This window comes from Halorubrum ejinorense (assembly GCF_039522565.1).
GTDB lineage: Archaea > Halobacteriota > Halobacteria > Halobacteriales > Haloferacaceae > Halorubrum > Halorubrum ejinorense.
On sequence record NZ_BAAADQ010000020.1, the window covers coordinates 1 to 14,350 of the forward strand.

The 14,350-nt window shown below is 61.2% G+C and carries 21 protein-coding genes; 12 read left to right on the forward strand and 9 right to left on the reverse strand.

Going from position 1 to position 14,350, the window contains the following annotated elements; translation table 11 throughout:
• A partial coding sequence (locus tag ABDZ89_RS16965; RefSeq protein WP_343781015.1) for a tyrosine-type recombinase/integrase occupies window positions 1-1,042 on the reverse strand: 1,042 nt, incomplete at its 3' end.
• A gap of 87 nt (window positions 1,043-1,129) precedes the next feature.
• Complete coding sequence (locus ABDZ89_RS16970; RefSeq protein WP_343781071.1) at window positions 1,130-1,390, reverse strand: hypothetical protein; 261 nt, start codon at window positions 1,388-1,390, stop codon at window positions 1,130-1,132.
• A 382-nt stretch (window positions 1,391-1,772) separates the two neighbouring features.
• Between ABDZ89_RS16970 and ABDZ89_RS16975 the strand changes: the two genes are divergently transcribed.
• The gene (locus tag ABDZ89_RS16975; RefSeq protein ID WP_343781017.1) at window positions 1,773-2,024 is read left to right on the forward strand and encodes a MarR family transcriptional regulator; all 252 of its coding nucleotides are present in this window, start codon (window positions 1,773-1,775) and stop codon (window positions 2,022-2,024) included.
• On the opposite strand, the gene ABDZ89_RS16980 is transcribed toward ABDZ89_RS16975, so the two are convergent.
• Entirely contained in the window at window positions 2,025-2,801 is a 777-nt protein-coding gene (locus ABDZ89_RS16980) for a hypothetical protein (RefSeq protein ID WP_343781020.1), read from the reverse strand. It lies immediately after the preceding gene.
• A 173-nt stretch (window positions 2,802-2,974) separates the two neighbouring features.
• Here ABDZ89_RS16980 and ABDZ89_RS16985 point away from each other — a divergent pair, with 173 nt between their 5' ends.
• Window positions 2,975-3,373 (forward strand): archaellin/type IV pilin N-terminal domain-containing protein, encoded by a 399-nt coding sequence (locus ABDZ89_RS16985; protein WP_343781023.1) that lies wholly within the window; start codon window positions 2,975-2,977, stop codon window positions 3,371-3,373.
• A 155-nt stretch (window positions 3,374-3,528) separates the two neighbouring features.
• Here the strand turns inward: ABDZ89_RS16985 and ABDZ89_RS16990 are convergent, their stop codons facing one another.
• Window positions 3,529-3,786, reverse strand: coding sequence for a DUF7386 family protein (locus tag ABDZ89_RS16990; RefSeq protein ID WP_343781026.1), 258 nt, complete (start codon window positions 3,784-3,786; stop codon window positions 3,529-3,531).
• A 238-nt stretch (window positions 3,787-4,024) separates the two neighbouring features.
• On the reverse strand, window positions 4,025-4,234 hold the full coding sequence (locus ABDZ89_RS16995; protein WP_006113927.1) for a DUF8053 family protein: 210 nt from the start codon (window positions 4,232-4,234) through the stop codon (window positions 4,025-4,027).
• A gap of 122 nt (window positions 4,235-4,356) precedes the next feature.
• Between ABDZ89_RS16995 and ABDZ89_RS17000 the strand changes: the two genes are divergently transcribed.
• The 10 genes from ABDZ89_RS17000 (at window position 4,357) to ABDZ89_RS17045 (ending at window position 11,048) form a co-directional block, all read left to right on the forward strand.
• Window positions 4,357-4,758 (forward strand): DUF8023 family protein, encoded by a 402-nt coding sequence (locus tag ABDZ89_RS17000; protein ID WP_343781030.1) that lies wholly within the window; start codon window positions 4,357-4,359, stop codon window positions 4,756-4,758.
• Window positions 4,755-5,015, forward strand: coding sequence for a DUF378 domain-containing protein (locus ABDZ89_RS17005; RefSeq protein WP_343781033.1), 261 nt, complete (start codon window positions 4,755-4,757; stop codon window positions 5,013-5,015). The genes ABDZ89_RS17000 and ABDZ89_RS17005 overlap by 4 nt, the downstream gene beginning before the upstream one ends.
• Window positions 5,012-5,530, forward strand: coding sequence for a hypothetical protein (locus ABDZ89_RS17010; protein ID WP_343781036.1), 519 nt, complete (start codon window positions 5,012-5,014; stop codon window positions 5,528-5,530). Before ABDZ89_RS17005 ends, ABDZ89_RS17010 begins: the two co-directional genes overlap by 4 nt.
• 1 nt (window position 5,531) lies before the next feature.
• Entirely contained in the window at window positions 5,532-7,103 is a 1,572-nt protein-coding gene (locus ABDZ89_RS17015; protein WP_343781039.1) for an Env/VP5 family phage fusion protein, read from the forward strand.
• Between the two features lies 1 nt (window position 7,104).
• Window positions 7,105-7,284 (forward strand): hypothetical protein, encoded by a 180-nt coding sequence (locus ABDZ89_RS17020; protein WP_343781042.1) that lies wholly within the window; start codon window positions 7,105-7,107, stop codon window positions 7,282-7,284.
• A gap of 32 nt (window positions 7,285-7,316) precedes the next feature.
• Window positions 7,317-7,859: a DUF8063 family protein gene (locus ABDZ89_RS17025; protein WP_343781045.1), complete on the forward strand. Its 543-nt coding sequence runs from the start codon at window positions 7,317-7,319 to the stop codon at window positions 7,857-7,859.
• The gene (locus tag ABDZ89_RS17030; protein WP_343781048.1) at window positions 7,856-8,626 is read left to right on the forward strand and encodes a DUF8125 domain-containing protein; all 771 of its coding nucleotides are present in this window, start codon (window positions 7,856-7,858) and stop codon (window positions 8,624-8,626) included. The genes ABDZ89_RS17025 and ABDZ89_RS17030 overlap by 4 nt, the downstream gene beginning before the upstream one ends.
• Window positions 8,616-9,707: a hypothetical protein gene (locus ABDZ89_RS17035; RefSeq protein WP_343781050.1), complete on the forward strand. Its 1,092-nt coding sequence runs from the start codon at window positions 8,616-8,618 to the stop codon at window positions 9,705-9,707. The genes ABDZ89_RS17030 and ABDZ89_RS17035 overlap by 11 nt, the downstream gene beginning before the upstream one ends.
• Window positions 9,708-9,896: 189 nt before the next feature.
• A complete protein-coding gene (locus tag ABDZ89_RS17040) occupies window positions 9,897-10,304 on the forward strand; it encodes a PD-(D/E)XK family putative nuclease (protein ID WP_343781053.1) in 408 nt (135 codons plus the stop codon).
• Between the two features lie 114 nt (window positions 10,305-10,418).
• Entirely contained in the window at window positions 10,419-11,048 is a 630-nt protein-coding gene (locus ABDZ89_RS17045) for a hypothetical protein (protein ID WP_137711084.1), read from the forward strand.
• A gap of 15 nt (window positions 11,049-11,063) precedes the next feature.
• On the opposite strand, the gene ABDZ89_RS17050 is transcribed toward ABDZ89_RS17045, so the two are convergent.
• The 4 genes from ABDZ89_RS17050 to ABDZ89_RS17065 form a co-directional block, all read right to left on the reverse strand.
• Window positions 11,064-11,540 carry a hypothetical protein gene (locus tag ABDZ89_RS17050; RefSeq protein WP_343781059.1) on the reverse strand — a complete coding sequence of 159 codons (477 nt, stop codon included), beginning with the start codon at window positions 11,538-11,540 and terminating at the stop codon, window positions 11,064-11,066.
• Between the two features lie 292 nt (window positions 11,541-11,832).
• The gene (locus ABDZ89_RS17055; RefSeq protein ID WP_343781062.1) at window positions 11,833-13,449 is read right to left on the reverse strand and encodes a DUF7845 domain-containing protein; all 1,617 of its coding nucleotides are present in this window, start codon (window positions 13,447-13,449) and stop codon (window positions 11,833-11,835) included.
• 106 nt (window positions 13,450-13,555) lie between these two features.
• On the reverse strand, window positions 13,556-13,867 hold the full coding sequence (locus ABDZ89_RS17060) for a DUF5658 family protein (RefSeq protein WP_343781065.1): 312 nt from the start codon (window positions 13,865-13,867) through the stop codon (window positions 13,556-13,558).
• A 112-nt stretch (window positions 13,868-13,979) separates the two neighbouring features.
• Window positions 13,980-14,222, reverse strand: a complete 243-nt coding sequence (locus ABDZ89_RS17065; RefSeq protein WP_343781068.1) for a DUF7563 family protein — start codon at window positions 14,220-14,222, stop codon at window positions 13,980-13,982.
• Window positions 14,223-14,350 lie beyond the last annotated feature (128 nt).

Sequence of the window (14,350 nt, forward strand, 5' to 3'; positions counted from 1 at the left end):
ATTGTTGTATAATTTGCCAGCGGCGGTCTGCTTTCTCGCGCTCTGAAGCGCGGTCATAGTGCTTATCGAGAACGTCCTCGCTCGCGTTGAGTTGATCCGAGACGACACCGCGCGGGACGCCGTCGTTCCGGTATTTCGTCACCCGTGCCTTTCGGGCGTCGTGCGGTGACCGAGCGGACGGACACCCGCTCACGTGCCGGAACGTCGCGAACTTACACGACTCCGGATCCTCGTCGTGCGGGCACTCTTTGCCGACGAAACACGGGCGAGTCCACCGGTAGAACGCTTTCCGGATGGTCCCGGCCGCGATCCGGCCCGCGTCGGTGGTGACGAGCGGGGTTCGGCCGTGGTCGTCGACGGAATCCGTCCGCGGACCCTCGACATAGTCCCGGAGGATCTGCGCGACTCGGCGGCTGACACGGTTTACCCGCTCGCTTCCGGTATCATTCTTGAGCGGGGTTCCCGTCTCCGGGCGGTGAACGAACTCGACCGAGGGCTTGTTTCCTTCCAAGTCGAGGTCTCGGAGGTCCAGCGCCCGAACCGCACCGAGACGTGCGCCGGTGTGCCAAATCAGCGCCCAGACGACGTGGTCGCGGCTCGCGTACTCGTATCGGGAGAGGTATTCAACGATGTCGGCCGCCCGCTCCGGTCGAAGGTACGAGTCGCTCACCTCGTCGTCGCGGGTGAGCTTCACCAGCGGCACCTTCTCGAACAGGTCCGACGGGACAGCTTCGATCTCCCCGCAGAACTTGAGGAACGACCGCAACGTCGAGAGGTTCGAGTGAAGCGTCTTCTTCGCGAGCTCGTCGACCTTGCTGTTGCTGTACCCGCCTTCGCGACGCCAGATCCGGTATTCGTACAGGTCCCGGCCGGAAAGCTCGTTCAGATTGTCGATCGAGCCCTCTTCGCGGCACCACTCGACGAATGGCCGAAGCTCGCTCTGGTGGGTCGTTCGAGTCCACTCCGCGCGATCCTCTTTCATCCGGTCGAGGTGCATCTCTACCGCGCGCTCCGGTGGAATCGGTTCCAAGTCGTCACTCATCGGAATCCTCCGCTTCGTCCTCGTCGTCTCCGTCGTCGTACATCGCGAGCTGGTCGGCGATCCGGCTGGCGTGTCCGCTCTCGTCGCTCACGCGGACCCCTCCTTTCCGTCGAGATCTCGGTCGTAGGGACCGACCGGCGTCACTAGCCGCACGCGGTCGCGGGCCAACTCCGCGCCAGTCTTGCGGTCGCGGAGGGTCTGAAACACGCCGTCGTGGTCGTCGCTCGCGGCGCATTTCTGGCACCAAAAGTGGTGATTCGTTGGTTCCCACGAACGGTGGCCGCGGGGACACACGTACCGCCACCTATCCTGCCGGTCTTCGATCCGCACAACTTCTTTCGGAGGCATCGATTCCGACCGAAGGGACGGGGTTAAAAAGAGAAGATCCAGACGCGGGCAGTGAAACTGAAAGTAGTCGCGTGGGGTGCTTGTGTTGCGGTACCGCGGTCGACCGGGGATTTCAAACCCCGGCGCGTAGTGGTCTGGCATGGCTTTCGTACCTCAGATACGGAAGCCCACGCGGACCCGCTGTCTCCAGCAGCGGGGTCCGCTTTTGCGAACGATAGGACCCATCGGGAGCGACGGGTCCGCGAGAGCGCTTCCGTTAGACGCTCCGAAGAACACTGACAACTTAACTTTAACCCATCAAATCGTGTAGTAACCAACACGGATAGATATTTGTACAGAACCGAACCGATATCTGTTATATGAATCCGTATGAGGCGATGGTATGCGCCCCCGGGTGGAGTGGATGAATCAGACGGACGATCGGATCCTCGAACTCCTCGCTGAGTCCGACCTCATCTTGACACCTGCCGTGATCGGGAAGAACCTCGAATACACCCGCAACTGGGTCTCTCGACGAATCAGTAAGCTCGAAGACGCCTCCCTCGTCGAGCCGGTGGACTCAGGGTACTACCGGATCACGGAGCGCGGTCGCGCGTATCTCTCGGGGGAGATCGACGCCGACGAACTCGAATAGCTACGCGGGACAGAACTCCCGAGCCGCGTCCGCTGAGATGATCACTTTTCTGTCACCGACTGTCACTGAGCCACCAGTGACGGCCGCAAAGAAGTCCCGAAGCCCCTCCAGATACGCCGACGGTCGATTCTCTTGGATCACCATCGTTCGTTTGTCTGCGAACTCTGTTGCTCGGTGATCGATATAGATCCGCGCGAAAGACGCCCGAGTTGACTCCGGTACGTCCCACGCGACCGATGGGAAGGCATCGAGATCCACCTTTTCGCCCGCAGGGGCACCCATTGTGACGAGACACCGACCGAGGACCGATCCGTCAGACTCGGGTAGTACCTCAGTTGCGCGTCCGTCCTCGTTGGCCCGACGGACGACGGTCTCGACGCCGACTCGGTCGAAGGCTTCTCGGAGATCATCCGCTTCGACCCGCCGACCGACAGTCACAGACGGAACGTAGGTCTGCGCTTTGATACTACCGCCGGCGAGGACGTGTGCGAGCAGCTCGACGAGCGCAGCCGCGATCTCACCTCCGGGGTCAGGATTGAGCCATCCATGATCGATCGCGGTTTGGATTCCGCGGACCGAGTCGGGCATTCCATCGCTAATCCATCCGCGCACACGACCCGGGGGAAGATCGAGAGCTTTGCCAACGCGCGTGCGGCCGTGGTTCGGGTGTTCGGCTGTGTATTCCTGAACACGTCGGTAGTCGAGGACTTTCTCCCACGGGTCTAGATATTCCCGGTCACTGTAGGTCCGGGCGAGGGCTTGGGCCGTGGGGCTCATACCTTGAGTAATGGACACTTACGGCTTGAACGTGCCGGACTAATTTTCACGATTGAGAGGTGGTCCATCAAGTATATATACAGGATCTACTTACTTTTCAGTAGCCAGCGACCCGAGAGACGTGACCCGCGACTGAGCCGGATCACGCTCGTCGGACCCTGCTGGGTTCAACTATGAAACTAGGTAAACTATTCAACGAGGACGATCGTGGTGTGAGTCCCGTAATCGGGGTCATACTGATGGTCGCGATCACTGTCATTCTGGCCGCCGTCATCGGGACGTTCGTACTCGGACTCGGCGATCAGATTGGTGGGTCTGCCACTGCCGGTGTTACAATTGACGGGGACAATACGACAGAAGTTACTGTGACTCTCACTAACACTGGAACCGCTGAGACTGTGGAAGTCAGGAACTCAACCAGTGGTTCGCCGGTTCGGACCCTGAACTCCACAGGACAGAGCGTCACACTCGACAATAGTTCGATTAGTAGTAGCACGAGGTACAATGTGGTCGCGATCGGACCGAACGGAGAAGCTTCAGTTGTCCGTTCGTTCACCGTCGCAAACTCGTAAACCAACGCTCAGCCCGAACGGCTGATTCTTTTTACCGATCCTCAATGCTACATTTGAATTTCTCTATTAACACTGCTTGATGAATACCAGAACGCATTGTTGCGGAACTGATCAAATCGGGTTGATGCTATTGGCAGGAGCAATCTGAGATTATTTTATCGCCACCGACTTTGGACCTCTGTCCGATACCTCAGTCCAAGCACATCAGTGTTGAACTTCTGGATTGTCGCCGGATCTAGCTCGTCGCGTGCGTCGCGAATGTTTGCCTCAGACTGAATGAGGTGCGCAAGCGCAGCGTCGATCACCACGCTCATCGGTGGATCATCGTTGGGACCACTCGCAACGATCTTACTTGCTTTTTCGAACTGACGTTCACGCTTGTCGGTGAGCTTGAGACTGGTTCGACGGCTCATTTATACCACATCGTATGTACGGGGGTCGCGTTTCCGTCGTTTTGGAGTGACTGACCGTACTCTGTTGAAGTGGGTCCGCCGGATCGGCCGAAATTTCGGTGGTCCCCACTCGCAACACGACTGATTTCTATGTACCTTGTACGCTGATCGCGCTGACCGAGGTGCATAGATCGCGGATCGTGAATACATCTACTTCTAGACCCACGGGGTCGCGTCGAGAACCCCCTTCCACGGGGTTTCACGCTCGCCCCACGAGTTCTAGCAGCGTCGGTACTTCACCGTCCTCGGGGAAGCGCACTAGGTACGCGCGCTCGCCGACGCGCTGCGTGTGAGCGTCGGCTTCCTTGATCGAGCCGTCCTCTGCGACTAATCCGTCGAGTTCGAGGTGCTGTTTGTCGATCGTTACGGTTCCGCTACCGTCGCGGTCGACGAGACTTTTGAATCCCATCGACCCTCGCGGGCACGGTGGTTCACTTAAAGATACCTCAAGGTGACACGTGACGGCCGTAGACCATACTGAATGCGGGAGTATATGGGGGCCACCGTAGCCCGGCCGCTCGCATGGCGAAAATGGAATTCGACGCCGTCGACGCCGCCCTCGTAGTGACGGGCCTCGCTTCGGCGTTCATGCTCGTCGGTATCGCATCGTTCCAACTCTTCGATGTCCAATTCGGCGCGACCCAGTTCACCGTCGCGGGGATCGGGCTCTCGACGGCGTGGGTCCTCGGCTACGGGTCGATCGTCCTGACAATCCTCACGAACGACAACACCGAGTTTCAGTCTCTCTCGGAGGACATCAAGGGACTACAGGGCTGGTATATGGCCGCGGCCGTGGGGACGCTCGTGCTCCCGATCGCGTTCGTCGCGCTCCCCAACACGATTGGTAGCTTCTTCCAGAGCTCTGATCTCTGGGGTCTCCTGTACGTCGTCGGTGTTACAGCTGGGCAGTTCGCTCTGGGGTGGATGCTATGAGCTCCATCTGGGACGGGGAGGACACGATCGCGGGGATCATCTGGATACTCACCTCGATCGGCTCCCTGAACTGGGGGCTCGTCGAGTTCTTCCAGTATAACGCGGTCGCCAAGCTCAGCTCGGCGCTCTCGTCGCCGGCCGTCGCGACCGCCGTCTACGGCGCCGTCGCCGTCGCTGGCGTGATCACGCTCGCCGACCACCTGGGCGTCTACGATGTGACGGATGTCGTCGACTCGATTCGCGGGGACGATTCATGAACCGCAACACAATCGCTGCCTCCGGGCTCGTTCTCGCGGTCGTCGTGTTGCTCGCCGGGATCGCGGCCGGCGGCGTCGCAGCCGATACGGCAGTCGACAACGGCACGGTAGAAGTGACGAACGACACGGAAAGCGCGTACGCCGACGTGTCGGCAGTCACGCTCTACAGCGGTGCCCCCGCGCCGAATGTGACGGTCGTCGTCGAAGGGGTGCCCAACGGGACCGATGTCGGGAACGGAACCGAGCTGCTGAACGAAACCCGTACGCTATCGAGTGGGTCCGTCGAATCCTTCGAGTACGCACTCAACGACACAGAGCGGGGTAGCTACACTCGGGTTCATATCTCGGTGACGAGCTCGGGCGACGGGTCGCTCATCGAGTCGGTCGACTGGGGGACGATTAAGCGCGTCTCCGGTGGTGGCAGCGGCGGACTCGGTGGGGCAGGTACCTCGACTGGGGTGATCGTGGCAGTGATCGTCGTCGTCGGGGCGATCTACTTCGGGCGCGAGGACTAGCATGACCGCAACACAACCAGACAAAGAGCGGACACTCACGCGGCGGGGGGTACTGAAAACGACCGCCGTGGGCGTCGGCTCGGTGGCGACGATCGGCGGCGCATCAAAGGTCGGACTGTCACCGGTCGGATCCGCGTCCGCTATCGCACCGCTTGTAGCGGCCGGGTACGCGGGGGCGATTGGGCTCGGCTACTTGATGTACCGGAACGCCGAGAAAGAGACTGGTCAAGAACAAGATTACTCGAATTTCACAGGTAGCGAGGCACTAAAGCGTGGAATTTACGAGGACGCTTTATCGACAGTCTCGGCAAACGAGAGGGTGCTTACGTCGATCTCCAACAACGTCAAAAACTCGGAGAATGTCGCACTGGCGAAAGGCAAAGCGGCGGCACTGACGGTGATGAATAATGGGGGCACTGAGTCGGAGGCGGCTACGGCGTCGACAGAGGCGGTTAACTCGTATTATTCTACAATTCAAGAAAACCTGATCACCCACTTCGACGCACAGATTGACAAAATAATCTCGGCGGGGCAGTCAGTACAGAGCAAAATAGACGCGAACGTAGACACGATACAACTCTACCTCAGTGGGTCATATCAGTCCCTCAAAAACGTGTATGAGCAGGGGGTAGAGTCGGTGAATCTCTTAGACGGGTCGACTGCTGAATTGTCGAAGCCCGGGTACGCCTTTGACACCGGAAGCGGACAAACAACCTCTAACAACTTCAGCATCGCACCCCCGAACCCGCCGACCCCGACCACGACGGACGGCGATGGGAACACGATCCAAGTCGAAAAGTGGCGTTTTGCCTCCCCTGATGGGGGATCTGTTGATTACGGATACAAGCAACTGGAGACGATTTGGAGCGATATAATCGCGTCCAGAGACGAGGTTAACGCCAATCTCACGGGTCTGGTGTCGGATATCTACGCGCAGTATGAACAGGGAGATATTCCGACAGAGGATATCCTAGATCCGATAACCGCAGCGACCGAACTGGGGCAGAATACCGGGCTCTCGTCGCAGGCCGCGGCCGCGGGGATGATGGGAATACCCACGTCGGCGGGGTTCGCACTTCGGCTGGAGCTACAGGATGACTCGGGCGAGACGTATGAGGTAGACGGCGAAATCTATACGAACGCCCAACCGAACGACAGCGATGGAAATCCGGCCGGGTTCGCAGTCGGACAAACCTATGATCCCAGCAACTTCGAGGCACCGATATACGTCTCATATGAGTATATCGACCCGGATACAGGAGAGCGATCCACGGACTTCACGCAGATCGTCAATCCGTTCACGGTTCTAGAGGCGACCGACTCCGAAGGTAATGACGTAGAGGAAGTAACGCCGACGAGCCGGACGGCTCAGACGGCAGATATATCATCAATCGAAGAGGAGTTAGCCAGCATCAGAGAGGAACAGCAGCGGCTGCTGGAAACGACACAGCCACCGAGCGGAGGGGCAGGCGCCGGCTTCTTCGGCGGTGAGTCGCTGAACGTGGGAGCGATCGCCGCGGTCGTCGGCGCGGTCGGCGTGGTGTACGCACTCGCGACAGGAGGCGGGTCGTAGCATGGTCAACCCACTTGCGCCGTACCTGTCGATCATCAGTTTCGCCGTCGAGCCGATTCTAAAGCTCGGCTTCGCTCTCGTCGCGATCGGGATCGTGATGATCGCCCTCGGCTACGACCCGGTCGGGCTCACCGTGAACTGGATAGAGACGACCATCCGGTCGTTCATCCCGGGGATCTAGCCGTGCGCCGTATCCTGATTTTTTGTGTTGCGGTGAGCATCGCAGCTTGTGTTGCGGTTGGCGGCGTCGCCGGGCAGAGCGACGGGAGCGGACCGGGTCTCGAAACGAACGCGTCCGTCGACGTCGGCGAGCCCGAGACGTACGCCCAGGAAATCGACGCCGATACCCGACTCGTCGAGTGGGAATACGACCGCGAGCGCGGAGGGTTCAGGCTGCTCTTCGAGACCGACGAGTCGACGAGTATCACGCTCACCGAGGCGGTCCAGTTCGGTGAGGGGTCCGGCTCCGGCCGAATCTACCAGCATCGGCTCCCGCAGGGGCAGACAGAGTTGTTCGTCTCAGTGCCGCTCCGCGCCGGGCAGGCGGCCGTCACTATGACCACGCCGGGCAGCATCGCGAACAACCGGTTCGCGTACGTCTCGACGGGACAGACGACGCCGGACCGGCCACCGATCAGCTATGAGCGGGCCCAGATCCTCATCCTCCTATCGGGGATCGGCGGCGCCGGGCTCACGTTCCGCGTCGTCAAGAACCGCCGCGAAGACGAAGAGAAATCCGTCGAGAGGGTACTATGAATCCGGTCGCCGCGGCCCGCGAGCGACCGATCCTCGCCGGCGGGCTTGTGTTGCTGTTCATCGCCGGCGCCGAGAGCGGGCGGTATCCGTACCCGTGGGAGATCGACGGTGCCGGCGTCGTCGCGACCGCCGCGGTCGCGATAGCGATCGGCGGGTACGTCGCCGGCGGCTACGTCGTCGACCTGCTCCCCGAGGAGGAGGGGATCTATCTCGTCGCGTTCGAGGCGAACGACGACACCGGCGGCGCCGTCTACGAGCTCAGCGAAGACCAGTTCGCGGACATGGACGTTCACGCGGGCAGCCTCTTCGAGTGGCCCGTCGCGAAGCGCGTCTACGAGGTGCGCGAGTACCGCCCCGAAGACAACGTCGCCGTCGCCAACTGGCGGGAGTCAGTCGCCGGGTCGGAGCTCGCGGGCAACGTCCAGGTCGTCGACGCGCTCGAAGCGGTCGCGGAACTCCGCGAGGAGTTCGAGCCCGACGCCCAAGAGGCGCGGCGCCTCAAGCGTCGGCTCCGGTCGATCGCGCGGACGCTCGACAAGCGTCGGCTCAAGGACCAGGAGGCGATCCTAGACCCGACGCTCACCCCGTCGTTCGACGACGAGGGCGCGACCGTCTCGGCGATTCTCGACGAGGAACTACCGGACGATCTGAAACCACAGAGCATGAAGGGAGACGACATCGACACCGAGCGGAACGGACACGGAGACACAATCGGCTTCGAGCTGCTCGACGAAACCGAGGCGCTGGAGGTGGACGATGAGCGATAAGACCGGCGCGTACGCGGCGGCCGAACTCGCGAGCGCGCTCCGGGGCGAGGATCCCGGCAAGCACGTCCGCGGGTACGCCGGGCTCGTCGACGACCGCCGCACGCTCGCGGTCCTCAACTACTATGACGGGCTGCTCGACGAGCCGATCGAAGAGACGCGGATCGGTCAGCTCATCATTTCCAACGCCGCGACCGAGACGATCGACGAGGCGGTGCGACACGGATCGGTCTCGCAGATGAAGAGCGCGACCGGGCTTACCGGACAGGAACGCGAGGGCGGCGACCTGTATCGCGACGCTGCCGGCGAGCTCGCGCACGAGGGCGCGATCGGACTCGTCTTCGGCGCCCCCGGCTCGGGCAAGACCGCGACGACGCTGGACGTGGCGATGGCGTGGCGGATCCGGACCGGCGGCGCACTCATCGGAAACACGTCGTGGGACGGCTTCGACCGCGTGGTGCGCTCCGACCGGGAGATGCTCGAAGCGATGGCGGAGATCGAGGGCCCGGTGCTGGCGGTCCTCGACGAGATCGCGCAGGAACTCTCTGGGTTCGGGTCGGGGAACAAGGCGGCCGAGCAGTTCTCGGACTCGCTGCTCTTCATCCGCAAGAAGGAGTCCAAACACGGGCCGCACCCGAAGCGCGGGAGCGTCCTGCTCGTCGGGCACACGCGCACGAAAACCGCGAAGTCGATCCGCCGGGTCGCGTCGCTCGCGATCGAGAAGCCCTCGCGGTCCGACCCGGGTCGCGCTCGCCTCTTGGAGAGCGAGGGCGGTAAAGACGACTGGGAAGAGGGGAGCGACTACAAGGGACTGACCGACACGGCCGCGAACTACCCGGAACACGAGCCGAGCGAGTTCGCGATCGAGCTCGTCGACGAGGACGACGAGAGCGAGGGCGTCGACGCCGACTCGGTCCGGCGCGAGGAAGCGGTGAGCAAGGCGATCCGCGCGGTCGAGAATCACGGCATGACGTACGCCGAGGCGGGCGACCTCGTCGGCTACTCCGCGGCGTGGGTCTCCGACAGGATGGCTGAATACAGGAACGGCGACCACGGCGAGGTAGTGAACGATGCGGTCGCGTGAATCGATAGACGCGGTGGGGATTCATGCGTTCATTCAGCCGCCCGCCCCGGCGCATACCTCTGTTTATACGCGTGCGATCGCGGCGGGGAGTCCGAATCCGCGGGGGGCCGCGCGGCCGGGGTTCGGTCGAAATTCGTTCGTCGACGGCGATCGGCGCGGCGACCAACCGCAACCCAAACGAGGATCGTCGTGAGCTACGACCCGGCGATCGTCGGTCGGTACGGGAAGCTCGTCGAGCTGTGGGCGACGGACCGCTACCCGCTCACGCTCGACTATCCGGTCGTGGACGGACTCAAATTCGACGCGACCGACGAGGACGGCCGTCCGTGGGACGTGAAGGGGTCGATGATCAACGGCGTGCGACCGACGTTCAAGTTCTGGGAGGACCAGCACGAGACGCTCGCGGGCGCTGACGGCGGGTACGCGCTTGTGTGGTACCGAGCGGAAGGGAGAGAGGTAACAGTCGTATCGTCGCGGACGGTCCGCGCTCGGGACCTAGAGATCACGAACTGGACGAATCCAGGCGAGACACACTACCGGAGTCATTCGAAGGAGGCTCAGCTATCAGCAGTCAGGCTAATGAAAAATCTTCAATGAACATATCCCGCGTGGATCATTACAAAACACTGGATGAGAGGAGGGTCATCATAGAAATATTCCTTGGACGGTAGTAGAGAATGAATTAATTACTTCACGGACCACTATGCCGATATGTCAGACAAACAGTTATCCCTGCTTCTTTTGGGTGGATCACATATCGGAGATTCAAGCGACCGGTTCGAATTAACTAAACAAAAGTTTGACACGGTAGATTTTGTTTTCATCGAATGTGTCACTGATGATGAATCAGCATATACAAAAGCAAAAACCAGTGTTATAGCGCCTCTTATCGTTCTGGGTGCGATATTAGTCTTAGCCGCAGAGTCCATTGCGAACGCGATAGGAAAAGGAGACGAGCAGTTGAAACAACAGATTGCTAATGAATATGACGTGGAGATAATAGAAGTTGATGGGAGTTTTCACCCAACAATTAATTCCTCACCGTATTTTTGGTTTCTATCGAACTTTGCCCTCTTATTCATCGTATTTGTAACGCAGGCAGCGTTTGGAAATCCAATATTTACTCTAATTGCTTTCATCTACGTTACCGCGGTGGCATTCCTGTCGTACCTAGCTGCTACGCTGTATGGACGGGACGCACAGATGGCACTCGACATCGAACAACACGCACAAACACACTCGGGAAATGCCTGCGCGATCGTCGGCGGACATCATGAGAGAGGCCTAATTGATAGGCTCATAAACAGTTCCAACGTACAAATTATACCACAAGACGATTGAAGAATATGACACAATTCAAATTTCTTTTTTGCTCAGTTTCCTCACCTTCTGGGACAGATTAAGTATCTCTTCCTCTCGTTCTTTGAAGTCCGACTGTGAATTCATGTGTAAGGGAAGATTTTCAATTTCTTGGCAGGCAGAGATGAGGTCGGTCATGGCTGCCTGTAGCTCTTCATCAACATTATCACCCGCTTCTATTCGTCCCTCAAGTTTAATGAGAACCCCTGCTTGGCGGCCAAGTTCTCTCTGAATCTTAGAATGATCGGGCTGTGGGTTGTCCTTCTCAACTACTTGGCTAAACTCATGGTCCCATGTAGATTCGATATCACTAGCAGCATTATTCACTTGTTGGAACCATTTCTGACGATCATTTTCTTTCTCAATCTGATTTCTTCTCCATCTTTTGTATTCAAATGGTAAGACATCTCTAAATATAAACACGGATACTACACCAGCACCATATGCCACCAAATTAGAGATGATGTCAACCATGGATCAAAATCAAGCCAGGTCGATATGAATTTTTTGAGCGGTCCTACCGCGATCTGCGTTTGGCTTCGCAGAGGGAGTGTGGTACCTTAGAATCTGTGGCCTTAGCCACACCCCTAACCGCCAACCGACCCCCCGGTGTCGGTTCAGCGTCGACGAGCAGCTCGTCGAGCTCGGATCCTCGCTTGGGTTGCGGTCGAGATCGTCGCGAACTCACCAGTCGGAGGGGTCGATCGAGGCGAAAACGGCCGCAAAAAGAGGGTCAGGGTAGTGTTGCCACTCACGAGGGGCCGCGCTACCGGAGCGTCTGACCCTTCCCCCACGCACTCCGCACCGGCCGGATTTTCGGACCAGATGCGTCGCGGTAGTGCGAGACCGCTTCTTTCAGTCGCTCCGGATCGCGACCCGCACCGACCCAGTACCGTTTGAGCCGCGTCACCAGCTCCGACCACGACTCGCCCGCGAGGTTCCCCATCCGTACCCGGAGGTGCGCCTCGCGCTCGTCGATGTGAATCCCGTTCGCTTGGCAGAACGCGATCAGTTCGTCCGTACGCTCGTCGAGAGACGCACGCTCGGCGTTTTGAACCGCGTTCGCCGCGGCCCCCATCGCGTTCCGGACGCCCTCACGCGCCGCGTCGAGAGCCTCAACGACCTGCTCCGCGACGTGGTGCGACCGCAACGCGACGGTTCCCTTCTCGCGAACGACCATGTCCTCGATCCGTCGGAGTCCCCGGCGGACGCTATCGGGATGCCAGTCGTGTTCGTCCGCGATCTCCGCCGGCGACACGTCGCCCCCGTCCGCGACGAGCGTCTTCAGCGAGTCCCACTCGACCGGCGAGAGCCCGTCGGCGAGCTGCCGGACGACCACGTTCCGCTGATCGCTCTCGACGCGCTCTAAGTTCAGCGGGAGCACGCGCGAGCGGTCGACAGTCTCCGCCTCGAAGTACGTATCTTCGACGAACGTGCGACCGCCGCTCGGGCCGTCGTCGTCGAGCGGTTGCGTCGGAAGCCCCGACTCGTTCAGCGTCGCGAGGATCGCCTCTTCGAGCTCGTCGACGATCTCCGCGTGGTCGACCGGCCGCAGGGTCTCGTTCCACCGACTCGACTGATACGACGCTTCGAGCTTCGGGTGCGCGAGCGGGTGTTCGTCGGGGAGCGATTCGGCGTTTCGCGCGTAGTAGTGCTTGAACTCCTTCGGGATCCGGTGGTCAGGAAACGCCTCGCGGATCCGCTTCGGCCCGAGCGTCACCGTGTGGTAGTAGCCGGCGCGCTCGGTGTCGTCTTGAACGAGCTTCCGGTACCCCGAGCGATCGCTTTCGAGCAGGTGGCCCATCCGAGCGAGCGGTCCCTCACGAGCGTGGACGGATCCAGACACGTCCCGATCGAGCCGGACGTACCGCGCCGCGTCGATCACGACGCTGTACTCGTCGTTGCGGCTCTCGAAGTACATCGGGTCGAGCGTCACCGCGCCCGCGGCTCGCTGGATGACCGACTCCACCTGGTCGAACTCGACGTTCGACGCGTTCACCCGGACGTTCACCGCGTCGCCGAGATCCCACATCGGCCGGGCGACCGATTTCCCCTCGGTGGATTCGAGCCCGTGCCACCGTGGCTGAATGAGGGCCTTCACCTTCCGCTCGCCGACCTCGTCGTCGACGACCGCGTTCAGCCGGAACTCCCGGAGCGTGTCGAAGTCGACGCGCGTCCCGTCCGGCGTCTCACCGCCGTCCGGCGGCGCGAGCCCGGACTCCTGATAGGAGAGCGTCACCCGCCACTTCTCGCCGTCGAGCGTGAAGCTCCCGCGCCGGCTCCCGGTCGCGTCGACGAGCCGCGCGGCTCCGAACCACGCCCCGAGCCCCGAGTACACGTAGTTCGCCATGTACTCGTGCGGGGCCGTCTCGACGGCCTTCATCGCGAGTACCCAGCGCGGTTGAGGTAGCAGCCGGCGCACTCCGTCCGGCCGTCGATTCGGACACGGACCGACGGGCGCTCGCACCCGCACGTCTCGCAGGCGCGCCTCATGCGAACACCACCACCAGGTTCACCGCGGCGACGGCGGCGCCGATCGTCGCGACTCCGAGCCCGACCCACTCCGGCGTCTTCAGGGCGTCAGCCGCGACCGGCCACGCACCGCAACACAAGCCGACGGCCGCGAGCATCGCGACCGCCGCGGGCAGCTCGCCCATCGCGAGCAGCTCGCGGACGATCGGGTTCGCTTCCGCCTCAACACCAATAGCTCGGGACGCAAGGACCGTCGTCGCTGCGTCGAGCACCCCGTGCGACGTGAAGATCGCCACAGTCTCCCCCGCTCGGGAGCGGTCAGGACTCACGCCGATCGCCCCCGTTCGGCGTCGCGCTGCCAGCGGAGCCGGGCGGCGTCACGGATGTGAGCCTGTGGACCCTCTGCCGGGTCGTACAGCTGACTCGCGCGGACAAACGGGCTCATCCCGACACCCCTCCGTTCCACGGCTCGCCCGCGTTGCGAGCGGGGCTCGTCTGCGGGTCCGGCGTGTCGACGTCTTTCCCGGCCGCGCTTCCTTCGCAGATCCGCACCCACGAGTCGCACTCGGGACAGCGGTGCGCGCGATCGTCGTCGTCGCCGTGAACCCGACCGAACCGCGGCGGGAGGTGCGACCCGCACTCCAAGCAGACTCCGGACGCGTCCGGCTCGACCCGGAGATCCATCATCCGGAGATCACCCCGACGTTGGTCGGGTCGATCGACCGACGAGAAGGGGCCGCGATCGGTGACGTATTGAACCCGATTTCGGGGGCGGGTTCGTGAGGAACAGCTTCGACCGATTCCACGGCGTA